Source organism: Salegentibacter flavus (assembly GCF_900115145.1).
Lineage (GTDB): Bacteria > Bacteroidota > Bacteroidia > Flavobacteriales > Flavobacteriaceae > Salegentibacter > Salegentibacter flavus.
Genome location: NZ_FOVL01000001.1, coordinates 282,062 through 305,909, shown reverse-complemented (window position 1 = coordinate 305,909; position 23,848 = coordinate 282,062). Strand labels below are relative to the sequence as shown.

Here is a 23,848-nt window from a genome sequence, read left to right as displayed (position 1 = left end):
ATTTTAAATTCTTTTAGCTACACGCAATTTTGCACTGCGGGCACGGCTATTTCGTTCAATTTCTTCTTTGGAAGGAACAATTAGCCCTCCTACCTTTTTAAAAGGAACCGAAATATTTCCGTAGAAATCCTTTTCCGGCTCGCCTTCAAACAATCCGCTTCTTATAAAGCGCTTCACCAAACGGTCTTCTAACGAGTGATAGGAGATCAGACTTATACGCCCACCTTTTACCACAAGTTCTTCTGTTTGCTTTAAAAATTCTTTTAGTACTTCAATTTCCTGATTCACCTCTATCCTGATCGCCTGATAGATTTGAGCCAGAACCTTATTTTCTTTACCTTTAAAAAGATGCGGCTTCAAAAGTTCATTTAATTGTTCGCTGCTTTCAATTGCCTTCTGCTCTCTGGCCTCTACAATAATTTTTGCAAGTTTTGGAGCATTCTTTAAATCGGCATATTGATAAAACAACTGTCTTAATTGCGTTTCAGAATATTGATTAATCACATCATAGGCACTCAGTTTGCTGTCCTGGTTCATCCGCATGTCGAGTTTAGCATCAAAACGGGTTGAAAAACCACGTTCAGCTTCATTAAACTGATGGGATGAAACTCCAAAATCCCCTAAGATGCCATCAACCTGCTTTATTCCATAGAACCTCAGGAAGCGCTTGATAAACCGGAAATTCTCGCTGATAAGTGTAAATCGCGGATCCTCTATTTTATTCTGCAAAGCATCTTTATCCTGATCGAAACCGAAAAGTTTACCTTCGGAACCCAATCTTTTAAGAATCTCCCGGGAATGTCCGCCGCCACCAAAAGTGACATCAACGTAAACCCCGTCTTCCTTGATATTGAGGCCGTCTACAGATTCTTTTAATAAAACCGGATTATGATATTCCATCTAGATCGTCATTACCCATTACTTCTTCAGCCAGGTCGGCGAAATCATCGGTAGACTCATAAATGGTCTTCTCGTACTGCTCTTTATCCCAAATCTCGATAATGTTAATTGCCGAATTCAGGACGATTTCCTTCTCAATTCCGGCGAAACCCACAAGATCCTTCGGAATTAACAATCTGCCGTTTGCATCTACCTCCACACTTTTCACCCCGGCTGTAAACCTTCTAATAAAATCGTTGTTCTTTTTCTTGAAACGGTTAAGTCCGTTCATTTTCTTCATCAGTTTATCCCATTCTTCCATGGGATATAATTCCAAACAAGACTGAAAAACGGCTCGCTTTAACACGAATCCCTCCTGCAACATAGGCGCAAGCTGCTTCTTTAACGCTGAAGGCACCATTAACCGGCCTTTTGCATCTACCTTGCATTCATATGTTCCGATGAGATTTACCACTAGTTAGATTTTCAAAGTCAAATATATTGAAAATATTACCACTTTTTACCACTTTTTACCACATTGTTGATAAATTTTTCCCTCCTATTACACTGAAAGACTTTTGAATACACCTATGAGGTTAGATCTCAGAGCCTTGGTTTTATCCTAAAATTTTGTGTTAAAAATGATCGCCAATCCTGTTAAATGCTATAAGGAATTGCCTTTGCTATTTCTCAAAAATGATTATACTTGTATCGAAATCGCTATATTTGCGATTGCTAACCGCAAAGGCTATCAATGAAAAATAATTTAAGGCAAGAGGGTAAATTCACATACCTGGAGAAAGGAGAAGGGACTCCAATAGTTATTTTACACGGACTGATGGGTGGCTTGAGTAATTTTGATGGTGTTATTGATTTTTTTCCTCCTAAGGGCTATAAAATTTTGATTCCTGAATTGCCTTTATACTCCATGTCTCTACTAAAAACCAGCGTGGGTACTTTCGCGAAATACATTAAAGAATTTGTAGACTTTAAGGGTTTAGATAAAGTGATCTTACTAGGGAATTCCCTGGGAGGCCATATTGGTCTTCTCACTACTAAACTATACCCCGAGATGGTAAAGGCGCTTGTTATAACGGGAAGTTCCGGTCTATATGAAAACGCAATGGGAGAAAGTTACCCCCGGCGTGGCGATTATGAATTCATAAAGAAAAAAGCACAAAACGTTTTTTACGATCCTGAAGTTGCTACCAAGGAAATAGTAGATGAAGTTTACGACACGGTAAGCGACCGTAATAAACTGGTTAAAACCCTTGCGATTGCAAAAAGTGCGATCAGGCATAATATGGCGAAAGACCTGCCGAAAATGCGAACTCCAACCTGCATTATTTGGGGGAAAGATGATAATGTCACTCCTCCTGAAGTTGCTGAAGATTTTAAACGCCTCCTACCCGATGCCGATCTTTACTGGATCAACAAGTGTGGGCACGCGGCTATGATGGAGCATCCAGAGCGATTCAATGAGCTTCTCCACGCCTGGCTGCAAGAACGCAATTTTTAATTAGTCCCAAACCGGGTTATAAAATAATTTCTGATGAAAATCAAATCGGCCGAATTTGTGGTTAGTAATTCCAAGGTGGAAAAATGTCCTGATTCCCGTCTGCCCGAGTATGCCTTTATTGGCCGAAGTAATGTGGGGAAATCTTCACTTATCAATATGCTTACCGAGCGAAAATCCCTGGCCAAAACCTCATCAAGACCGGGAAAAACACAACTTATCAACCATTTTCTAATCAATGGAAACTGGCACCTGGTAGATTTACCTGGATACGGTTACGCAAAGGTTTCAAAATCTGCAAAAAGAACATTTCAGAAATTTATCACTGCGTATTTTGCGAATCGCAAACAAATGGTATGCGCCTTTGTACTGATAGATAGCCGCCACAAGGCACAAAAAATAGATCTGGAATTTATGCAGTGGCTGGGCGAAAACCAGATTCCTTTCTGTATTATTTTCACCAAAGCCGATAAGATTAAACCTAAAGCCCTGGAAACCAACATTAAAAATTACCAGACTGAAATGCTTGAATACTGGTCAGAAATGCCGGAGTTTTTTATTAGCTCTGCCACTTCTGGTCTTGGTAAGGAGGAAATCCTGGGTTATATCGAATCGGTTAACCAGCAACTGGAATAGCCTAAGAATTAAGTTCTGCTTTCAAGAAGCGCTATTAACTCTTCTACATTTTCCATTTCTTCGAGTTCCTCAGTTGAGACCAAAATTCCCATTTCTCTTTCATCTTCCCATAAAACTATTGGAAAAGTATACTTGTATCCGAATTTCGAGGCATACTTTTTCCTGAATTCATCCAAATGCAGGAAATCTATTTCCAAATCTGAATCTCTTTTGAATTCCTTCCAGGCTTTCTTTTCAGAAAAAACCCCGTGGGTAAGCTCACATAATTTGCACGGGGTAGACTTAGATCCCACCAATTTAAGGACTGAATCCAATATTGCATTATGACTGCCCGAGAATGAATTATAGACAAAGAGTAACTTTTCCAAAGGAGTTTGATTTTATTTTTTAGTGATCTCCATTTTTTCGGCGAAATAATCACAGAAATCCTTCATTGTATCGGTCATTTTCTGGTCCTGGGTTGCGCGATTAAATGTATCACTCATGGAAACCAGGGTTTGATGGAAGAACTTTTTCATCTCATCAACCGGCATATCCTTGGTCCAAAGATCAATTCGCAGGGTCTCCTGTTGTTTGCTGTCCCAAACCGAAAGCATTATAGCTTTTGCTTCTTCCTTGTGAACGCCTCCGTCTTCAGCACTCCAGTAAAGTTCTTCAGGAACCTGGTTTTCGTCGGTTATTACTTCTATATTTATTTCAGACTTCTTGTAGGCCATTATTTACTTGGTTTATAATTTGCGTTATTAAAAATAGTCTCGGCATCGGTTTGCAACATTTCTTCTACCGAAGCTTCATTTCTATCCATATATTTTCTGATGATCTGCCATCCGATATATTGCCCCAATCGGTCTGGCGATTCATTATCAAGCGCCAGGTAAAATTTACTGAAAGGTGCCGGATATAAAAATCTGGTATACAGCTCAGAATCGGTATCAAAGATAAATTCCTTATCCACAAAATGCCGCCAGATCTGTTCTTCATTACTTTTAGCCCATTCAAACTCTTCAGGGGTGTAGCCAATTTTATCGGCATCTGTTCTAAAAGGGATCCACAGGTCTTTAAGGTAAAGCATTTTCCCATAGTAGATCATATGCGCGAGAAATGTTCGGGCCTGCGGCCTGGGAACATATTTTTTCGCGTATGCCTGGGAAACATCGGGAAGAATTTGAGATCTCCGGAAATTCTTTTTCAGGTATTCCTGCAGCCCGATGTAAAAATGATGATCTTGCCCGAGGTAAGTATCAAGGGCGATAAAAAGTTTATCTTCTGCAATTACCACCTTATTCTTATAATCTACTTCAGAAGTGATGGTAATTACATCCGGGGTTTCAAAATCGGGGAAATAATATTTTATATGCTGAAAAAATCTGTGCAATTCATCTTCTTCCCGGGAAAAATCGGAAAAGGCTTTGGCTACCTCTGCGTTGAGCTCTAGCTGAATGGTGTCGGTTAACTTTTCTTCCCAAACCTCATCACCGTATTGCTTAGGAAAAAGATAAGGATACTCTGCTTTCAATTCAGGGAGGCTTTCCGGAGAAGCTTCGGCAAATTTCTCATCAAAACGGATTACCTCAAAATCGACTTCAACTTTTTCGATTTCCTTTTCAGTTTCTGACATATTTCCGCAGGAAAAAATGGCCAAAACGGTAAAAAACAACAGCAATTTCCTGATCATACAATTTTCTTATGAAGGCTTTAACGCCTGGGAGCTTTTATAAATTACCTTTAAATAGTAGTTTTGAGACAAAGGTATTATTTACAAACTAATTCACCCAAAATTATGCAGACTGATAAAGTAGTAGATCATATAGTAAACTGGCTAAAAGATTACGCAACAAAAGCCAATATGAATGGTTTTGTTATAGGAATTAGCGGCGGTATCGATTCGGCAGTAACTTCTGCACTTTGCGCCAAAACAGGAATGCGTACTCTTTGCCTGGAGATGCCTATTCACCAGCCAAAAAATCAGGTGACAAGGGCGCAAAAACATATACAATACCTAAAGGAACATTTTGCCAATGTGAGTAACCTGGAGGTAAACCTCACCCCTGTTTTTGATAATTTCCAAGAGGCAGTCCCAAAGGCTGAAACCTCAGATAATCTGGCTTTAAGTCTTGCCAACACCCGTGCCCGGTTAAGAATGACTACCTTATATTATTTTGCCGGGATGCATGCTTACCTGGTTGCAGGCACAGGGAATAAAGTTGAAGATTTTGGTGTAGGATTTTTCACCAAGTATGGTGATGGCGGAGTCGATCTTAGTCCAATTGCAGATTTGATGAAGAGCGAAGTATACCAGATCGCTGAATACCTGCAACTTTCTACTGAAATAATAAATGCTGAACCTACCGATGGCCTGTTTGATGATAGCCCAAGCGACGAAGAGCAAATTGGCGCCTCTTATGATGAACTGGAATGGGCTATGCTGGAGGCCGGAAAAGGAAAAACAGTAGATGACTTTTCAGGAAGACAAAAAGAGGTTTTTAAAATTTACCAAAGCCGTCACAGAGCTAATTTGCACAAAATCAATCCGATACCCGTTTGCCAGATTCCCGTTCATCTTAAAAACTAATCGTTTTATCGAATAAGCAACTAAAATTTCTATAATTAATAAGAAAACAGGTATTTTTAAGTAAGTAAAAAATATGCCTCCGCCCTACAGGCATATAGTTTTTTCAACACCAACCTGTTTTATGAATACAATATTAATTGCAGATCATCATCCTGTGGTAAGCGAGGGCATCGGTAGCATCATACGTATGAACCCGGCCCTGGAAATTATTGGTAAAGTTACCAATGGAAATGAACTCTTTAAGTTTTTATCCCGGCAGGTTCCTACCGTACTGATTCTTGAATTAGATCTCCCCGAAATTCACGGCATTAATGCCATAAGGACTTTAAAAAAGGAATATCCGGAATTGAGAATTCTGGTTTTTAGCTATCACGCAGAAGAAATGTATGCTTTAAGTGCAATTAAAGCAGGAGCATCCGGTTATATTTCCAAAACAACAGATCCCAAAACCTTAGAATCAGCAATTTATCAGGTAGCCCGGGGCGGAATATATCTGAATAAAAAAATAACTGAGAAATTAAATTCCGGAATGTCCAAAGGTAAAAGTCTTATCACTAAATTCAAAAAGCTTTCTACTCGTGAAATCGAAGTCTTAAATCTTATCTCTGCAGGAAAACGCAATAAAGACATAGCCGAAACCCTTAATATCAACGAAAAAACGGTAAGTACCTACAAAACACGTTTGCTGAAAAAGCTAAACGTTGATAATGTAGCCGATCTCATTACCAGATCCCGACTACTGGAAATAAACCCCTCTACATAACCCGATTGAGCTTATCAGAAAGCACTTTCTTTAAACTTAAATAATCCATTATATCCTTTAGTATCACACTGCTGTCCGTTTCCGGGTCGGGAGTTTTTACTTGCGATGAAAGTTCATCTATCTTCTGGTTTATCAAAAACCGTCGTAGTGAAAGGATGGTTTCAGAAACCAGGCGTGAAAGGGTTTCTTTCTTGGTTTTTACAAAAATATTCTGCCGATCCCAGTCGTGCAATTCATACTGCTCGTCCTCCATTAAAATATTGGTTATCGCCGAAGCCTTTTCAGCATCAATTTCATTAATGAAGGTCTCCATCGCGAAGGAATCGTTGCTGTTAAGCCTATCGATAAGATCACTATAAATCTGCTGAAAATCGGAATTGGTAAAAGCTATTTCATCCTCCTGAAGGTCAAGAAATATTTTCTCAAAGACTCTGGCTTTCTGTATTTCAGGTTCAAGCACCAATTCTCCGTTTTCTTTTTCTTTTAGAAGTAGATCCTCAAATTCCTCCTCTTCCTTTCCGTATAACAACAGCAGGCTTATAATTTTTTTCTCCAGTTCAAATTGCTCATCTACCCTGGGTGCTATTTGTTTTTCTTCTTTTACAACATCAAAAGATTTTCTGGCAGGTTTCCTTTGGGACTGGCCATCAGATTTTTTGGTTAACTGTGCCAGGCTGGAATAAAGCACTTCTTCAGAGATATCCATGATCCTGGAACACTCCTGAAGATATACTTCCTGCTGAATATTATCAGGAATCTTTGAAATACTTTGAACTATTTCTCTAATTAATCCGGCTTTCTTCACCGGATCATTTTTTGCTTCCTCCATTAACAGGGAAGCTTTAAAACGAATAAAATCCTTTGAATTTTCTTCAAGGAAATCCCTTAACTCTACCTCAGAGTTTTTCCGGGCAAAACTATCAGGATCCTCGCCTTCAGGGAAGGTGCAAATCCTTACGTTCATCCCCTGTTCGAGGATAAGGTCAATTCCGCGGAGGGAAGCTCTCAAACCGGCTGCATCTCCGTCAAAAAGCACTGTAATGTTTTTAGTAAGTCGGTTAATGAGCCGGATCTGCTCAGACGTAAGCGCCGTCCCTGAGGAAGAAACCACATTCTCTATTCCGGTTTGGTGAAACTGGATCACATCGGTATAGCCTTCAACAAGAAAACAGTTATCTTCTTTAGCAATAGCCTGCTTGGCGTAGTTAATTCCGTAGAGGACCTTGCTCTTATGATATATCTCGCTTTCGGGAGAGTTCAGATATTTCGCAGCTTTTTTATCGTTGGAAAGTATTCTCCCTCCAAAACCAAGCACCCGGCCAGACATAGAATGAATAGGAAACATCACCCTGCCTTTAAACCTGTCGAACTGCTTTTCGCCTTTTACGATACTAAGTCCGGTTTTTTCCAGGAATTCCAGCTTGTAGCCTTCGGCCAGGGCTTCTTTGGTAAAAGCATCCCACTCATCAAGGCAGTAGCCCAGCTCGAACTTATTGATGGTTTCTAAAGTAAAGCCGCGCTCTTTGAAATAACTTAAACCAATTGCCTTTCCGGGATCGGTTTTATGAAGTATTTTCTGAAAATATTTATTGGCAAATTCTGAAACCAGGTACATACTTTCCCGCTCGTTGGCCTGTACCTTTTGTTCGTCGGTTTGCAGGGTTTCCTCTATTTCAATCCCGTACTTTTTTGCCAGGTATTTTATGGCTTCAGGATAGGTAAAGTGCTCGTGCTCCATAAGGAAAGCCACCACATTACCACCCTTCCCGCTTGAGAAATCCTTCCATATCTGTTTCACAGGAGAAACCATAAAACTCGGGGTTCGCTCATCGCTAAAAGGACTTAACCCCTTAAAATTCGAACCCGATTTTTTAAGCTGAACAAAATCGCCGATAACCTCCTCAACCCGGGCGGTTTCAAATACATTGTCTATGGTGGTTTTTGAGATCAAAGGGCGAAAATTTTCACGGAAGTTATTAATTATTTCTTTGAAAAAACAAAGCCCCGGAAAATATCTTTCCGGGGCTTCAAAAGTATGAATTTATAAGCTAATCCACATCAAAGCGAAGTCCGAGTGAGAAATTATGCAATTCCCGGTTTGGGTCTTTGAAAATCGGGTTCAAATCATATTTCCCGTACAAGGTGGCACCACCCCATCCCAGGTAAGCGCTTAAACCGTAAACAAAATCGTTGGTGTTGTAATCGTTTTTCAGCTTTTCTTTTATTTTCTCGCCATCGACTTCATACTTGAGCTTTTGCCGCTCCCCAATATTTAAACCGGCATATCCTCCCAAACCTATTTTCAATTTTCCTACGGTAGAATATCGAATACTTCGGTCGGTTTCGATTTTGGTAGAAGGACCAAACTCAAAATGAACGGGAACTACCAGGTTATCCATCCTGAATTTCGATTTTTTGAGATCATAATTGAATTCGGTTAAATAAGTTTCGTTTCCATCCTGCTCAAAAATCTGGTTATCTACCGGTTTTAAGCCATTAAACTGAAATGACACCCCATAACGAAACCTCAACCAATTGGTATTTTTAAAAACCCGGGTTTTCCAAGCCCAACCGATTTCAAAAAATCTGCTTCCAGCCAATTTAAAATCCGAATCATTAAGGGACTGACCATCTTCAAGCGCATTGTTAAATCCGGCGGCTATTACAAGATCATTGGTAGTTCTTCTATCGTATTTATTTGGATTAGTATCTAAACCTCCTACTTTACCGTCTTCGCCAAATGTTAGCCAAACACTTTTATCATTAGAACTATTTCTGGATTCCAGGGCAAATTTATTTTCAAGGATGGTAATACGGTTTTCAATGTTTTTTGCATGTTTACCAGCAGCTGTCTCTTTTTGAAGCATGGCTGATTCTGCAGTTATTTTACCCTGCTCAACAAGACGGTTCAGGGAAGTAACTGTTTTTTTTAATTCCTCCTTTTCCTCGGTAACGATTTCCTTCTTTAATTTCTCCAGGGTTTCAACCTGTCCGTAATCTGAATCTTTGGATTGAGCATAAATTTCCTGAAATAAAAGAGAACTCAAACTTACTACTAAATAGATAATGATTGTTTTCATAAAACTGATTTGATGGATTAATTGATAAATGACCCTAAAAGGGGATGATTATTATTTATTTCGATTGGTAAAAGCATAACTCGCTTCCTCAAAACCTTCTTTTAATAGTTCAAAAACCTTTTTACGGAAAGACTGATCGAGTTCTGTTTCAACATCGGCCAAAAGAGCAGATGCATTCACACTCCCATTGTCTTCAAAAACCTGCTGCCGGGTAAGCCGGCTTGCAGCTTCCAGTAATAAATCATCTACCTCGGCTTCAGTAAGATCTTTTTCTGCCTGCTCAGAAACTACCATGGCAATAACTTCCTCCAATTGGTTTTTTACAGGTGTCAAATTCTGAACCGGCGGTGTAAGGCTTATATTTTCAAGCTCAAAATGAAGGTTTTCAATTTCTGTTGAAGCAGCCACTAATTTCTCCCGCTTAATTTCCGGAGTAGGTTGCTGCGGAATTTCTTTCGAAGATTCAACTTTCTTATTTTGTGCAGGCCTTGTTTTCTTTTCTTCAGAAGCAATCTCAACCGGAGCTTTAAAATCTTCACTTTTCCGGGTATTTTCAGGAATTTTTTCGGTGGGTTCTTCTACTATTGCAGGTGACTCTGGTGTTGTGCTAAAAAACAGGCTTCCCGCAAAAAAAGCCAGAACCATTATGGCTGCCACCAATGGCCACCAGGCCCTGAACTTACTTTTTTCCTCATCCTTGCCCAATTTAGCCTCGAGCTTCTCCCAATTTCCCGCTGAAGGAGCTATCTGGCGTTCCCTTAACTTCTTCTCTGCCTGCTCTTCAAATCTATGTAGTGCCATAAGCTGTGTTTTGTGCGATTAATTTTTCCTGTAATATTTTTCTTGCTTTAAAAAGCTGGGATTTGGAAGTCCCTACTGTAATTTTCAGCAAATCTGCGATTTCAGCGTGTTTATAGCCTTCAATAGCATACATTATAAAGACCATTCGATAGCCTTCGGGCAGCTCATCAATTAAAGTCTGAATCTCTTCCGCGCTTAATTCTGAAGAAACCGTTTCGGAAATTTCTGCTTGTGAAAATTCATCCTCCAGAAATTGAAGTTTTTTGTTTGACCGTAGAAAGGAAATACATTCTCTAATCATAATCCTACGTATCCAACCTTCGAAACTGCCTTCATTTTTAAAACTTTTCAGATGAAGAAAAACCTTTAAAAACCCACTTAGCATTACTTCTTCTGCTTGCTGAAGGTCTTTAATATATTGCCTGCAAACACTTAGCATTTTCCCCGAATGCTGGTCGTATAACTGGCGCTGCGCCTCCCGGTTTTGGTTGGCAGCCAGTTTAATAAGTAATTTTTCGTTTTTAAAGAGTTGAATTACTTTCACCTGTGGTTTTTAAATTAGCCTCTATATACATAGACGCATGAAAGTTACAAAAGGTTGCCTGTGGATTCATTTTTTTTTGAAAATTAGTTCTTGAAGAGAGCGTTTTAAATCTTGTATCTTTGCAACAGAAATCAATTTTATGGCCGAAGAGAAACTCACCCGAATCAATAAATACCTCAGCGAAGTTGGCTATTGTTCCCGCCGTGAAGCTGATAAACTCATAGATCAGGGCCGAATCACCCTTAACGGTAAAGTTCCTGAAATGGGCACTAAGGTAAGTGCGGAAGATGAGGTTAGAGTTGACGGCAAATTGATTTCAGCAAAAGAGAAGAAAGAACCTAATGTTTACCTCGCTTTCAACAAACCTGTGGGAATTGTTTGCACTACCGATACGCGGGTGGAAAAAGATAATATTATAGATTTCATAAATTATCCCAAGCGCATTTTTCCTATTGGGAGGTTAGACAAACCCAGTGAAGGACTTATCTTTCTTACCAATGATGGCGATATTGTTAACAAGATCCTCAGAGCAAGGAACAATCACGAGAAAGAATATATTGTCACTGTAAACCGCCCACTAACGGACGATTTTATAGACAGGATGAGGAATGGAGTACCCATTCTTAATACTACTACCAAAAAATGCGAGGTAGAAAAACTGGGGAAATATGAGTTCAGGATTGTTTTAACCCAAGGCCTTAACCGCCAGATAAGGCGGATGTGTGAATTTTTAGGTTATGAGGTTACCTCTCTGAAACGCATCAGGATCATGAACGTAAATCTTGATGTGCCGGTAGGCAAATGGCGTGATCTAACAGACGAGGAGTTACAAACGATTAACAAAATGGTAGACGATTCGATTAAAACGGAAGAAGCTTCCAAACTTAAAACTTCTGCCTCGCGTAACTTAAAGAACCACACTGAATACAAACCCAAACAAAACCGGCCTTCCCGGAGACCGGGGCACAAATCTTAACAGATTATTAGCGAACTTCATTGATATTATGTTAAGATAACTTCCTAATTTTAAATTCAACACTAATCAGGTAATTATCTAAGCATGAAAATACCACCTTTTCACCTCGCCATTCCTGTTTCCGATCTTCAGAAGGCCCGAAAATTTTACCGGGACGTTCTTGGATGTGGAGAAGGCAGAAGTAGCGGGCACTGGGTTGATTTTAATTTCTTCGGACATCAGCTGGTCATTCATTATAAACCCCAATCAGAAACCGAAAAAGCACATTCCAATCCTGTAGACGGAAAAGATGTGCCGGTACCTCATTTTGGGGTGGTATTGGAATGGGAAGTTTTCCAGGAATTTTCTAAATTAATGGAATCCCGGGGAATAGAGTTTATAATTGAACCCTATATAAGGTTTAAGGGCGAGGTTGGTGAGCAGGCTACTATGTTCTTTAAGGACCCCAGCGGAAATGCTTTGGAATTTAAAGCATTCAAAAATCAAGATCAGCTTTTTGCATCTTAGTCTTAAATAATTTCATATGGATAGATTAAAACCGGCCCTTGTAAGACAGTTATTTGTGCTTCTGCTCATATTGTTTATGTCGGTTTTAATTTTCAAAGAAATCACCCCGTATTTATCTGGAATTCTTGGAGCTATAACCTTATATGTGGTTCTAAGGAACTGGATGAAAAAACTGCTCGAAAGAGGATGGCATCCTGGTCTTGCCGCTGGCCTTTTAATGACGGGCTCATTTATAGGAATCCTGGTTCCGGTGAGTCTTGTAGTAATTATGCTTACCTCAAAAATAGGGAAAGCTGTGGCTAACTCAGAAAGAGTGATAAGGGCTATTAAAGATCAATTGACAGAAGCTGAAAGCTATATTGGATACAGTATTAGCAGTGCCATCGATACCTCGGCCATTACGAACTGGATCTCAAGCAATTTACAAAGTTTTGCCGGAGGCACCTTTAATGCTACCATTGCAATTGGTATCATGTATTTTATGCTCTATTATATGCTTATCAACAGGGATAAGATGAAGGAAATACTTTTTTCATATATTCCTATGGGAAGGGATAATATTGATGTGATAAGCGATGAAAGTAATGAGCTGGTAAAATCTAATGCACTGGGGATTCCCTTGGTAGCTTTATTCCAGGGAATAATTGCCCTTATTGGTTTTCTTATCTTTGGTGTGCCCGATCCGTTTTTTTGGTTTGTAATAACCGCTATTGGTTCAATGATCCCTTTTATAGGTACTGCGGTAGGAATAATACCTGTAACCATCCTGCTCTTTGCTCAGGGAGATAACTGGCAGGCAATTGCCATGCTGGTTTACGGCTTTGCAGTGGTTGGAGTAACAGATAATTTGATAAGGCTATATATTCTTGAACGTCTTGCCGATGTGCACCCACTAATAACCCTATTTGGAGTTATTATAGGAGTTCCCTTATTTGGTTTCATCGGATTGATTTTCGGTCCTTTATTGATTTCTTTATTTTTATTGATACTAAAAATATACAAGAAGGAATACGGAAATACTTACGAAAAATTGTAAATACTAATCACTATTTAATTAAAAATATAAAAAATGTTTAACAGAAAGAGTACAAATATTGATGAGAAATATGTAGAAGAAAAAGTTGCAAAAGTAGATGAAGGCGATGTAGAGCTTGCGGCTAAAAATCAGCAGGAAATTTCAGATAAGATTCTAAATGCAAATGCACTTAAGAAATATACTGAACTCGGAAAAGTGATGTTTGGTATGCTACAGGATTACCGAAAGGGAATTTATAAAGACGTTCCCTGGTTCACCATTGCAGCTATAGCTTTTGCCTTGTTATATGTTTTAAATCCATTGGATATGGTACCAGATTTCATTCCGGGAATAGGTTATGTTGATGATTTTGCGGTCCTAACTTTTTCTCTAAGATTTATGGAAACCGATCTACACAAATATCTCGACTGGAAGCTGGAAGAAGGAGAAGAAGCTTAAAAAAAGGCTTTCTGATAATCAGAAAGCCTTTTTAGTTATCTCTTCATACCTCTTTGCTTGTGACGCTCTCTGGCGAGCAAAGTGTTCTTAAGCAACATCGAAACGGTCATAGGACCAACCCCGCCGGGCACAGGTGTGATATAAGATGCTTTTTTACAACAGTTTTCATAATCAACATCTCCTTTAATCACATAACCCTTTTCTGTATTCTCATCGGGAACACGGGTAATTCCAACATCAATAACCACCGCATCATCCTTGATCATTTCGGCTTTAAGGAAATAGGGGATCCCTACCGCGATTATAATGATATCAGCCTGGGAGGTGATCTGGGTAATATTTTTAGTGAATTCGTGGGTAAGAGTAACCGTAGAATTTCCTGGAAAACCGCTACGTCCCATCAAAATACTCATTGGGCGTCCAACGATATAACTACGGCCAATAACCACGGTATGTTTTCCTTTGGTAGGAATATCGTAGCGCTCCAGTAATTCCAGAATCCCAAAGGGTGTTGCTGGTATGAAGGAGGTCATATCCAAAGCCATTTTCCCGAAGTTAGTAGGATGAAATCCATCTACGTCTTTATCGGGATCAACAGCAGTTAAAACCTTTTGAGTATCAATTTGAGGAGGCAGAGGTAACTGGACGATAAAACCATCTATATCATCGTTTTGATTAAGCTCCTCGATCTTATCAAGCAACTCCAACTCACTAATGGTGTGGGGCAAACGGTAAAGTGAAGATTGAAAACCTACCTGCTTACAGGATTTCACTTTCGCGTTTACATAGGTAAGACTGGCTCCATCCTTTCCAACAATAATTGCGGCAAGGTGCGGGACTTTTCCACCTTTAGCTTTGATTTTTTCAACTTCTGTAGCAATCTCATTTTTAATGTCGTTGCTGGTCTTTTTTCCGTCTAAAATAGTCATTTCAGTAAGCAGTATATTAATTGGCAGTTAGCAGTCCATTTTCGACTACAGATTTACCGGATTACTAATCAATAATTAAAAAAGCTACCTGAATCCAGATAGCTTAGGTTATACTTATTTCATCCCCTTCATCATTTGCATCATCTTCTGGCCGCCACCGCCCTGCATCATCTTCATCATTTTACCCATCTGGTTAAATTGCTTCAACAACTGGTTTACTTCCTGAACAGTGGTTCCCGAACCTTTACTGATACGTTTCTTTCGACTGGAGTTTATAAGTTTTGGGTTGCTGCGCTCTTCAGGAGTCATCGAATGGATTATCGCTTCAATTCCTTTAAAGGCATCATCATCGATATCTACATCCTTAAGCATCTTTCCCGCCCCCGGAATCATTCCCATCAGGTCTTTCATAGACCCCATTTTCTTAATCTGTTGAAGCTGTTTCAGGAAATCATCGAAACCGAATTTATCTTTAGCAATTTTCTTCTGAAGTTTTCTCGCTTCCTCTTCATCATATTGTTCCTGGGCGCGTTCCACAAGGGAAACAACATCCCCCATCCCCAAAATTCTGTCGGCCATACGGGAAGGATAGAACACATCAATCGCATCCATCTTTTCACCCGTACCAATAAATTTAATAGGTTTATTAACTACAGATTTAATGGAAATCGCCGCACCACCGCGGGTATCACCATCTAATTTTGTAAGGATTACTCCGTCAAAATTCAGTCTTTCATTAAAGGTTTTTGCAGTATTTACCGCATCCTGACCCGTCATAGAATCTACCACAAATAAGGTCTCCTGTGGTTCAACCGCCTTGTGAATATTGGCGATCTCGGTCATCATCTCTTCATCTACAGCAAGCCGACCGGCGGTATCAATAATTACTACGTTATGACCATTTTCCTTAGCGTGTGCGATAGCCGCTTTAGAGATCGCAACCGGGTCCATATTTCCTTCTTCGGAATATACCTCAACACCAACCTGTTCTCCAACAACGTGAAGCTGGTTGATCGCAGCTGGACGATACACATCACAGGCTACTAAAAGTGGTTTTTTGCTTTTTTTCTTCTTCAGAAAATTAGCCAGTTTCCCAGAGAAAGTGGTTTTACCACTACCCTGCAAACCAGACATCAGGATTACCGATGGATCACCAGACAGGTCAATTCCTTCAGCTTCACCTCCCATGAGTTCCGTAAGCTCGTCCTTAACAAGCTTTACCATCATTTGTCCCGGCTTTAATGCTGTTAATACATCTTGTCCAAGCGCTTTTTCCTTTACGGTATTGGTGAAATCCTTAGCAATCTTATAGTTAACATCGGCATCAACAAGAGCCCGCCGAACCTCTTTAAGAGTTTCGGCTACATTAACCTCGGTAATCTGCCCGTGACCTTTTAAAACGTGTAAGGCATTATCTAACTTGTCGCTTAAATTATCGAACATAATCTCTTCCTGTAGTTTAATTTTGCGCCCTTTAAGAGGCGGTTTGCAAATTTAATGATTTGATCCTGAAGTGAAAACTTTTTATTTCGCTTCAAATCCAATACTTTCTTCTAAATTTTTATTCCTCTTTTGGCCTACATTCTCTCCGGCACCTTTATTCCCAGTAATGTAAAGCCCGATTTGATAACATTTGCTACTGATTGGGATAATTGCACTCTGAATACCTTTTGTGAAAGATCTTCGGCTCCAAGAATAATCACGTTCTGATAGAAAGAATTGAATTCCTTCACCAGGTCATAAACATAATTGGCAATGAGTGCCGGACTGTGATTTTCGGCAGCCAATTGAATGGTTTCAGGATAAAGCTGAAGTTGCTTGAGCAATTCCTTTTCTTTTTCGTGCAATTGATAATCTGGAGCTACCGGCTTGCTGTAATCAAAATCGGCTTTTCTTAAAATTGACTGGATCCTGGCGTAAGTATATTGAATAAAAGGCCCGGTATTTCCCTGAAAGTCCACCGATTCTTCAGGATTGAACAGAATGCGCTTTCGCGGATCTACTTTCAGGATATAATATTTTAAAGCGCCAAGCCCTATAATTCGGTATAAGTCTTCTTTTTCTTCTTTAGAATAACCATCCAGTTTCCCAAGTTCTTCAGAAATTTTCCTGGCGGTTTCAGTCATTTCCAGAATAAGGTCGTCAGCATCAACTACTGTACCTTCACGACTCTTCATTTTTCCCGAGGGTAGGTCTACCATTCCGTAGCTCAGGTGATATAGATAATCTGCCCAATCATAACCCAGTTTTTTCAGAATAAGGAATAAGACTTTAAAATGATAATCCTGCTCATTTCCTACGGTATAAACCATCCCGTTAATATCGAAATCTTTCACCCTCTGAATGGCCGTCCCGATATCCTGGGTCATATAGACGGCTGTACCATCACTACGCAAAACGATCTTCTCGTCCAGACCTTCGTCGGTGAGATCTATCCATACACTGCCATCCTCTTTTTTATAAAAAACACCTTTCTCAAGCCCCTGGTTTACGACATCTTTACCAAGAAGGTAAGTATCGCTTTCGTAATAATTCTTATCGAAATTTACTCCAAGAGCATCGTAGGTTTTCTCAAATCCATTGTAAACCCAATTGTTCATTTTCTCCCACAGGGCGACTACTTCCGGGTCATTGTCTTCCCATTTGAGAAGCATTTCCTTGGCCTCGTTCAGAATTGGAGCTTCAGCCTTTGCTTCCTCTTCGGTTTTGCCCTGGGCGATTAATTCTGAAATTTCCTTTTTATATTCCTGGTCGAATTTAACATAGTAATTCCCCACCAGTTTATCGCCTTTTAAGCTGGCTGTTTCCGGGGTTTCTCCATTTCCAAATCGTTGCCAGGCCAGCATAGATTTACAGATATGGATTCCACGATCGTTAATGATCTGGGTTTTGTATGATTTGTTTCCCGCGGCCTTTAAAATTTCAGCGACGGAATAGCCCAAAAGAATATTCCGAATGTGCCCTAAATGCAAAGGTTTATTGGTATTTGGCGAAGAATATTCCACCATAATCCCTTTAGCATCTTCCGAAGGAGGAATTACCCCGAAATCTTTGCGATCTTTTACCTCATTGAAGAAATCCAGATAATAGGCATCGCTTAAAACGATATTCAGAAATCCCTGAACCACATTAAAACGCGCAACTTCACCAACATTTTCCTGTAGATAATTTCCTATATCTTCTCCCAACTTTGCGGGATTAGTTTTCACCTGTTTCAGCATAGGGAAAACCACCAGGGTAATATCGCCTTCAAAATCCTTTCGGGTAGGTTGAAACTCGGTGTGATTTATTTCTACTTCATACAGCTGCTTAACAGCTTCTTTTACTTTTTCTGAAAGTTTCGCCTGAATGCTCATTGCTACTTCTGGGTTTTATTATTTGGCTTAAAATAAGAGCGCAAAGATAACAGAAATTAGAGTTTTACTACAGGTTTTGGCGCCAAATGCTTATCTTTAAGCAAAAAGCTATGCTCCTTAATGTTTCCTATAATCGGGCAAAGATCAAAGAAAAGATTATCGACGAAGTAGGACCTCCCTTTACGCTTTTTGAGCGTATGAAATTAAAAGGGATAGGCTCGCCAAAGTTACACATCACCTCTACCAGCATCGATATCCACAACCTTCTGGTTCTCGACAATAATGCCAATACCTGTAATGTTGAAATGCGACCTAAAGGAATCATCATTATGTTCCGTTCTTTGCTGGAAACTTTTGCCCTGGTAATCCCATATTACAAACTTCATCTATATAAAGGCCGGGCCGAGGAATATTCACTTTATCGGGATCATTACCACATTAAAGTGAAGGCAGACCATCCGGAAATACATAAATATTTTAAAAAGATTCTGAATTACAAAACAGACAATGCCCCAACCCAGGTGGAGGATTTGTAGATTTAAAAGAAATTTTCAACTCTTGTGTCAGCGTTTCTTATAGGCAAGGCCACCAATTAAGGCCAAAACCCCGAAGGCGATCATAGCAATAGGCTGGGTTTTATCCCCTTGTGCTTCGAACTGGAAAGGACCGGCATCTACAGAAACTTCAGGAGTAATAAGGGTATAGAAGCCATAAGCAATAAGGCCTAACCCTACTACGAGAAGCACAACCTTGAGAACATTATTCATTTTACAAAGTTTTTTAAAACTTAAGTGAAAGTAATAATTAATCCCTAATTTAACGCTGAAATAACATAAAAATGCGAATACTACTTACGGGGGCCAACGGTTATATCGGAATGCGACTTCTTCCACAACTGCTTGAAATGGGCCACGAAGTGGTTTGTGCAGTTAGGAACGCAAACCGCTTTACTTCCAATAAAAATATCAGGAAAAAAGTAGAAATCGTAGAACTTGATTTTCTAAAGGATTCTGAAACTCCAGATAAGATCAAAAATATCGATGTGGCCTTCTATCTTATTCACTCGATGAGCGGCTCTACTGAAGACTTTGATGAGCAGGAAGCCAGATCAGCAGAAAATTTCAATAAAATAATGGCTGGCACTTCGGTAAAGCAGGTGATCTATCTAAGTGGAATAATCAATGAAGAGAAACTTTCTAAACACCTGGAATCCCGGAAAAAAGTAGAGGAAATTTTATATACAGGGAATTTTAAACTTACCGTTATTAGAGCGGCGATTATTGTTGGTTCAGGTAGCTCTTCCTTTGAGATCATTAGAGATCTTTGCGAAAAACTACCGGTTATGATCACCCCAAGTTGGGTTGAAACAAAATGTCAACCCATTGCCATAAGAGATATAATCCAGTTTTTGACCGGAGTTATTGGCAACGAAAAATGCTATAATGAATCTTTTGATGTAGGAGGTCCCGATATCCTTACCTATCGGGAAATGATGGAGATTTATGCAAAAATAAGGGGCCTTAAAATCTGGATCATCGGGGTGCCTGTAATGTCACCTAAACTTTCGGCATACTGGCTTTATTTTGTGACCTCAACTTCCTTCAAGCTTGCCCAAAACCTTGTAGACAGCATGAAAATTGAAGTAGTGACTAGCGACACAAGGCTTCAGGAGATACTTGACATTCATCCCATAACTTACCAGGAGGCCATAAAACTGGCCTTTTACAAGATCGAACAGAACCTCGTAATTTCCAGCTGGAAAGATTCCCTTAGCAGCGGTCGATTTAATAAAGAACTCAACGATTATATACAGGTACCCACTTATGGTTGTTTAAAGGATGAACAGTCTACCAAAGTTAAAAATCCGGAAGAAATCCTGGAACGCATCTGGGCTATTGGCGGACTCAATGGCTGGTATTATGGCAACTGGCTTTGGAAAGTTCGCGGGCTAATTGATAAGTTTTTTGGCGGAGTTGGCCTGCGCAGAGGAAGAACCCATCCTACCGAAATCACTGCCGGTGATTCTCTTGATTTCTGGCGGGTTTTACTGGCCGACAAGGAAGAAAAACGCCTATTGCTTTTTGCTGAAATGAAAGTCCCCGGGGAAGCCTGGCTGGAATTTAGAATAGATGAAGGAAATGTGCTACACCAAATCGCCACCTTTCGTCCAAAAGGGATTTGGGGAAGATTATACTGGTATGCCATGTATCCTTTTCATTATTTTATTTTTGAAGGCATGCTGAATAAAATAGCTGAAGGAAAAGAATAAACCAGGTGTCTCACTTCCAATTGGTTTTTCCTGGTCCAAATATATTCCGGATATTAGGTAATTGAGAAGACTAAAGTTTAAACACTGGCATTTTTGAAAACTGTTTATAGCCTGGTAAGGCAAAATATACTTCTGGCTACTTCCATAACAATATTACTGTTATGCTCCCTTTTCATCTTTTTTTTTACCGATTATTTCTACCAACTAATTGACTTTGCTTCTTTATGGATCAGGGAATATTTTGGTGCTTTCTATCTTTGGTTAGGCTTAATTTCCGTTTTCTTTTTAATAGGAATTGCTTTTTCCAGATTCGGGAAGATTAGGCTAGGTCCCAGTGAACCCGAATTCTCTCGACTCGGTTGGATTGCCATGCTTTACAGCGCAGGAATGGGTGCGGGAATATTATTGCGGGCGGTACAGGAGCCGGTTTTTATGTTTATAAATCCCCCGCTGCAAACCACAGATTCAGCTGATATCATCGCGTTGGAATACACGTTTTACCAATGGGGTTTTACGGCCTGGGCTTTTTATGGCATTTTTGCATTATTAATAGCTTATTCCCTTTTTGTGGCGAATAACAGAATTAAATTAGGCCACAGCCTTCCGCAGTTAAAATCGGTGAAACTTCTTCCCCAAGGGGTAGACCTCCTTACTATCTTAACCACCGTCTTCGGTTTGGTTGCTGCAATTGGACTGGGAACCACACAAATTGAAGGTGGATTAAGTCATCTTACATCCACCACCCCAGGAAATTTATGGCTTACCATAGCTCTGGTTTTTCTAATTTGTGCACTGGCATTTTTCTCTGCGTATGCCGGAGTAGAGAAGGGTATAAAAAGAATCTCCACCTGGAATATTTTTATCACGCTGTTACTACTGTTCTTTGTGTTTTTCCAGATTGACATATTAGTCAGTTTAGAGCGATTCGGAATTTCTCTCTACCAATATATAATTGATTTTATTCCATTAAGCCTGGCTTTGGGAACATACGATCCGGGGAAAGAATTCCTTACTGACTGGACTTATTATTACTGGGCGTTTTGGTTGGCCTGGGCTCCATTTACAGGAATATTTATCGCTCGCATTTCAAAAGGTAGAACAATCAGGGAAATGATTTTGGGGGTTTTACTTATCCCTTCCCTTGGAAGCTTTTTCTGGTTTAGCGTTTTTGGATCGGCTTCTTTCGATTTAATAAACCAAGGGGCTGCTTATAACGAAGAGTTCGATAATGTCTTTACCTCCATATTCCGGTTCTTAGAATATCTCCCTTTTTCTGATCTTACTAATATTGTTGCAGTACTACTGCTTGTGAGTTTCCTGGTAACCTCGGTAGATTCAGCAATTTTTGTGCTTAGTATGTTTTCAGATAAAGGCAAGGAAAATCCCAAAAGAAAATTCCGACTTATTTGGGCGGTAATTATCCTTATTTTTTCTGAAGCCATTATCGTACTGGGAAATGTAAGGCCAGACAGCGATGTTCTGACCGCAATGCAAAAATTTCTGATTATAAGTTCCCTTCCTTTTGCATTTTTCACTGCAGGGATTATGGTCTTATTTTTAAGGGAATTGATAAAAAAACACTAGCATAAACGAAACCATTTACCATCGAAATTTTAAGGTTTGTTAGGCAAATGCACTCCCCCAGTAAACACTTAATCACGTTTGGTAAGAATCTATTCTTTTGGCAAAAACACTTCTGCTAACATACAACGGGCACTTCCCCCACCACAAGTTTCAATAACTTCCAGATCACTGCTCAAAATTTCGCAGTATTTTTCAATTTTTGCAATCTGGTCAGGGTTCAGACTTTCATGGGCCCTAGCACTCATCACAAGATATTTTTTATCAAAGGCTCCCTTTACCTGTAACATATTTCCGGCGAATTCATGCATCTGGGCTTCAGAAATGACGACTATTTCTTTACCATCCTTTTTAAGGTGTTTCAGAACATTTTTGCGTTCTTTCTTATCATCTATGGTTTCAAGACAAATCACTGCAAATTCTTCAGCTACACACATCATGACATTCGTGTGATAGATAGGCTTACGTTTTCCGCCTACATCCTGATTAGCATGAAAAATAACAGGAGTGAATTCAAAATCCTCACAAAATTCGATGAGTAGATCCTCATCGGCGCGGGGTGAAATCGCGCAATAGGCTTTCTGATTTTCCCTGTCCAGAATAAGGCTTCCTGTACCTTCCAGGAAGTAATCTTCCTCTTCAGCAGCGGTATAATCTACAATATTGGTGATTTTAAAACCTTCCTCTTCCAATTTTGCAAAATACTCCAAGCGACGCTCCTTTCTTCGGTTTTCGGCAAACATGGGATAAAGAGCGATTTGACCATTTTCATGGAAAGAAACCCAGTTGTTAGGGAAAATAGAATCCGGGGTATCCTCCTCCTTTACATCATCTACCACAACAACATTTACTCCTACTCCCCTTAGTTTGGTTACAAAAGCATCAAATTCGGCCTGGGCTCGTTCGTTTACATTATCATCATTCAGATCTTCCTGAAAGTAATTATTCACGGCAGTTTGTTCGTTCATACGAAAAGCCACCGGTCTAACCATTAAAACTGTATTTGTGATCTGTTGCATAGGTTTAATCTCTTATTAAAGGCAAGGTTGAGCATCTCAACAAGCCTTCTTGTTTAGCAATTTCGGCATAGGGAACCTCTTCTACAGTGATGCCCTGTTCTCTAAGCCAGGTATTGAGTCTGGTAAAATTCTTTTCTGAAATAACCACATCTTCAGCAATAGAGAAAATATTAGAATTCATATTATACATCTCCTCACGGGTAATCTCAAAAACATTTTCTTTTCCAAAAAAATCAACCAGCCATTTATATTCCTTTTCTTCTAAAAATCCACCCTTATAGATAATAGCTTTATCTTTTCCTACAGGCTGAAAACAACAGTCCAAATGCAAGGCATTATCCCGGGGCTCGGTATTGGATTTCTTTAAATTAAAGGAAACCACTTTTTTATTCGGAAAAAGTTCCTGCAGGGCTTTCACTGCCTGCATATTAGTACGCGCAGTGATATAGTCCTTATAATCCTCGCCATAATATGTTCCTACAAATAGATAATCTCCATAAGGCATAACATCACCACCTTCGATATGCGCTTCTTCCGGAAGTTTTATTATTTGACTTTCTGGAATTTGATCGATAACATGATTGATAGCCTCGATCTCCTTTTCCCGATCGGGAAGGATATTGGATTTTATAAATTTATCTTCAATAACAAAGGCGATATCCCTTGTGAAAATTTGGTTGTAATCCTTTAGAACCTTTGGTCTGTATACCTTTACGTTATATTTTTCCAGAACTTTGGCAACGGCATCCATTTCCCTTACCATATCTTCTTCTTTAGGATAAGTTCCGGCTTTTATATGTTCCCTTGATTTCGGATCGTAAGCTTCCGAAAGATCGGGCGTACCGCCAAAACTTTCAGCGGTTCCCAGCACCACGGCACGCAGCCTGGAAGTTTCATTAGTGATATGCAAATTCATACTGCAAATTTTTGCAAATATAAAAAAAGC

26 protein-coding genes are annotated in these 23,848 nt (G+C 39.6%); 11 read left to right on the top strand and 15 right to left on the bottom strand.

Annotated elements, in window-relative coordinates:
• Positions 1–3: 3 nt before the first annotated feature.
• Positions 4–900, bottom strand: a complete 897-nt coding sequence (gene rsmH / locus BM266_RS01525; protein WP_093404975.1) for a 16S rRNA (cytosine(1402)-N(4))-methyltransferase RsmH — start codon at positions 898–900, stop codon at positions 4–6.
• On the bottom strand, positions 887–1,354 hold the full coding sequence (gene mraZ, locus BM266_RS01520) for a division/cell wall cluster transcriptional repressor MraZ (protein WP_093404972.1): 468 nt from the start codon (positions 1,352–1,354) through the stop codon (positions 887–889). The genes rsmH and mraZ overlap by 14 nt, the downstream gene beginning before the upstream one ends.
• Positions 1,355–1,633: 279 nt before the next feature.
• Here mraZ and BM266_RS01515 point away from each other — a divergent pair, with 279 nt between their 5' ends.
• Together BM266_RS01515 and yihA are read left to right on the top strand one after the other, a co-directional pair.
• Positions 1,634–2,398: an alpha/beta fold hydrolase gene (locus tag BM266_RS01515; protein ID WP_093404970.1), complete on the top strand. Its 765-nt coding sequence runs from the start codon at positions 1,634–1,636 to the stop codon at positions 2,396–2,398.
• 33 nt (positions 2,399–2,431) lie between these two features.
• The gene (gene yihA / locus BM266_RS01510; protein WP_093404967.1) at positions 2,432–3,031 is read left to right on the top strand and encodes a ribosome biogenesis GTP-binding protein YihA/YsxC; all 600 of its coding nucleotides are present in this window, start codon (positions 2,432–2,434) and stop codon (positions 3,029–3,031) included.
• 8 nt (positions 3,032–3,039) lie between these two features.
• Here the strand turns inward: yihA and BM266_RS01505 are convergent, their stop codons facing one another.
• The 3 genes from BM266_RS01505 to gldB are packed head-to-tail and all read right to left on the bottom strand — an operon-like array spanning position 3,040 to position 4,706.
• Positions 3,040–3,399, bottom strand: a complete 360-nt coding sequence (locus BM266_RS01505) for a GTPase (RefSeq protein WP_093404965.1) — start codon at positions 3,397–3,399, stop codon at positions 3,040–3,042.
• A 12-nt stretch (positions 3,400–3,411) separates the two neighbouring features.
• Positions 3,412–3,747: a gliding motility protein GldC gene (gene gldC, locus BM266_RS01500; RefSeq protein WP_093404963.1), complete on the bottom strand. Its 336-nt coding sequence runs from the start codon at positions 3,745–3,747 to the stop codon at positions 3,412–3,414.
• Positions 3,747–4,706 (bottom strand): gliding motility lipoprotein GldB, encoded by a 960-nt coding sequence (gene gldB / locus BM266_RS01495; RefSeq protein ID WP_093404961.1) that lies wholly within the window; start codon positions 4,704–4,706, stop codon positions 3,747–3,749. The genes gldC and gldB overlap by 1 nt, the downstream gene beginning before the upstream one ends.
• A 105-nt stretch (positions 4,707–4,811) precedes the next feature.
• On the opposite strand from gldB, the gene nadE reads away from it, so the two are divergent.
• Positions 4,812–5,603 carry an NAD(+) synthase gene (gene nadE / locus BM266_RS01490; protein ID WP_093404959.1) on the top strand — a complete coding sequence of 264 codons (792 nt, stop codon included), beginning with the start codon at positions 4,812–4,814 and terminating at the stop codon, positions 5,601–5,603.
• 121 nt (positions 5,604–5,724) lie between these two features.
• Entirely contained in the window at positions 5,725–6,366 is a 642-nt protein-coding gene (locus tag BM266_RS01485; RefSeq protein ID WP_093404957.1) for a response regulator, read from the top strand.
• Here BM266_RS01485 and dnaG read toward each other — a convergent pair.
• From dnaG to BM266_RS01465, 4 genes are all read right to left on the bottom strand, one after another.
• Positions 6,359–8,317, bottom strand: a complete 1,959-nt coding sequence (dnaG, locus tag BM266_RS01480) for a DNA primase (RefSeq protein ID WP_093404955.1) — start codon at positions 8,315–8,317, stop codon at positions 6,359–6,361. The genes BM266_RS01485 and dnaG overlap by 8 nt on opposite strands.
• A 97-nt stretch (positions 8,318–8,414) precedes the next feature.
• On the bottom strand, positions 8,415–9,446 hold the full coding sequence (locus BM266_RS01475) for a porin family protein (RefSeq protein ID WP_093404953.1): 1,032 nt from the start codon (positions 9,444–9,446) through the stop codon (positions 8,415–8,417).
• Between the two features lie 51 nt (positions 9,447–9,497).
• On the bottom strand, positions 9,498–10,247 hold the full coding sequence (locus BM266_RS01470) for a hypothetical protein (RefSeq protein ID WP_093404950.1): 750 nt from the start codon (positions 10,245–10,247) through the stop codon (positions 9,498–9,500).
• Positions 10,234–10,791: an RNA polymerase sigma factor gene (locus BM266_RS01465; RefSeq protein WP_093404948.1), complete on the bottom strand. Its 558-nt coding sequence runs from the start codon at positions 10,789–10,791 to the stop codon at positions 10,234–10,236. Before BM266_RS01465 ends, BM266_RS01470 begins: the two co-directional genes overlap by 14 nt.
• A gap of 139 nt (positions 10,792–10,930) precedes the next feature.
• Between BM266_RS01465 and rluF the strand changes: the two genes are divergently transcribed.
• From rluF to BM266_RS01445, 4 genes are all read left to right on the top strand, one after another.
• Entirely contained in the window at positions 10,931–11,767 is an 837-nt protein-coding gene (gene rluF, locus BM266_RS01460; RefSeq protein WP_093404946.1) for a 23S rRNA pseudouridine(2604) synthase RluF, read from the top strand.
• Positions 11,768–11,851: 84 nt separating this feature from the next.
• Complete coding sequence (locus BM266_RS01455; protein ID WP_093404945.1) at positions 11,852–12,274, top strand: VOC family protein; 423 nt, start codon at positions 11,852–11,854, stop codon at positions 12,272–12,274.
• Positions 12,275–12,290: 16 nt separating this feature from the next.
• Entirely contained in the window at positions 12,291–13,310 is a 1,020-nt protein-coding gene (locus BM266_RS01450; RefSeq protein WP_093404943.1) for an AI-2E family transporter, read from the top strand.
• 33 nt (positions 13,311–13,343) lie between these two features.
• Positions 13,344–13,748 carry a YkvA family protein gene (locus tag BM266_RS01445; RefSeq protein ID WP_093404941.1) on the top strand — a complete coding sequence of 135 codons (405 nt, stop codon included), beginning with the start codon at positions 13,344–13,346 and terminating at the stop codon, positions 13,746–13,748.
• A 35-nt stretch (positions 13,749–13,783) separates the two neighbouring features.
• Here BM266_RS01445 and BM266_RS01440 read toward each other — a convergent pair whose 3' ends face one another.
• The 3 genes from BM266_RS01440 to argS form a co-directional block, all read right to left on the bottom strand.
• Positions 13,784–14,677, bottom strand: coding sequence for a bifunctional 5,10-methylenetetrahydrofolate dehydrogenase/5,10-methenyltetrahydrofolate cyclohydrolase (locus tag BM266_RS01440; protein ID WP_093404939.1), 894 nt, complete (start codon positions 14,675–14,677; stop codon positions 13,784–13,786).
• A gap of 114 nt (positions 14,678–14,791) precedes the next feature.
• Positions 14,792–16,120 carry a signal recognition particle protein gene (ffh, locus tag BM266_RS01435; protein ID WP_093404936.1) on the bottom strand — a complete coding sequence of 443 codons (1,329 nt, stop codon included), beginning with the start codon at positions 16,118–16,120 and terminating at the stop codon, positions 14,792–14,794.
• Between the two features lie 134 nt (positions 16,121–16,254).
• On the bottom strand, positions 16,255–18,033 hold the full coding sequence (gene argS / locus BM266_RS01430; protein WP_093404934.1) for an arginine--tRNA ligase: 1,779 nt from the start codon (positions 18,031–18,033) through the stop codon (positions 16,255–16,257).
• Between the two features lie 110 nt (positions 18,034–18,143).
• On the opposite strand from argS, the gene BM266_RS01425 reads away from it, so the two are divergent.
• Positions 18,144–18,569 (top strand): hypothetical protein, encoded by a 426-nt coding sequence (locus BM266_RS01425; protein WP_093405312.1) that lies wholly within the window; start codon positions 18,144–18,146, stop codon positions 18,567–18,569.
• 27 nt (positions 18,570–18,596) lie between these two features.
• Here the strand turns inward: BM266_RS01425 and BM266_RS01420 are convergent, their stop codons facing one another.
• The gene (locus BM266_RS01420; protein WP_093404931.1) at positions 18,597–18,800 is read right to left on the bottom strand and encodes a hypothetical protein; all 204 of its coding nucleotides are present in this window, start codon (positions 18,798–18,800) and stop codon (positions 18,597–18,599) included.
• 71 nt (positions 18,801–18,871) lie between these two features.
• On the opposite strand from BM266_RS01420, the gene BM266_RS01415 reads away from it, so the two are divergent.
• Positions 18,872–20,302 carry an SDR family oxidoreductase gene (locus tag BM266_RS01415; protein WP_093404929.1) on the top strand — a complete coding sequence of 477 codons (1,431 nt, stop codon included), beginning with the start codon at positions 18,872–18,874 and terminating at the stop codon, positions 20,300–20,302.
• A 93-nt stretch (positions 20,303–20,395) separates the two neighbouring features.
• Positions 20,396–21,886, top strand: a complete 1,491-nt coding sequence (locus BM266_RS01410) for a BCCT family transporter (RefSeq protein ID WP_093404927.1) — start codon at positions 20,396–20,398, stop codon at positions 21,884–21,886.
• An 89-nt stretch (positions 21,887–21,975) separates the two neighbouring features.
• Here BM266_RS01410 and ctlX read toward each other — a convergent pair whose 3' ends face one another.
• On the bottom strand, positions 21,976–22,902 hold the full coding sequence (gene ctlX / locus BM266_RS01405) for a citrulline utilization hydrolase CtlX (RefSeq protein ID WP_093404924.1): 927 nt from the start codon (positions 22,900–22,902) through the stop codon (positions 21,976–21,978).
• A 4-nt stretch (positions 22,903–22,906) separates the two neighbouring features.
• Positions 22,907–23,818, bottom strand: coding sequence for a dimethylarginine dimethylaminohydrolase family protein (locus BM266_RS01400; RefSeq protein ID WP_093404922.1), 912 nt, complete (start codon positions 23,816–23,818; stop codon positions 22,907–22,909).
• Positions 23,819–23,848: the final 30 nt, after the last annotated feature.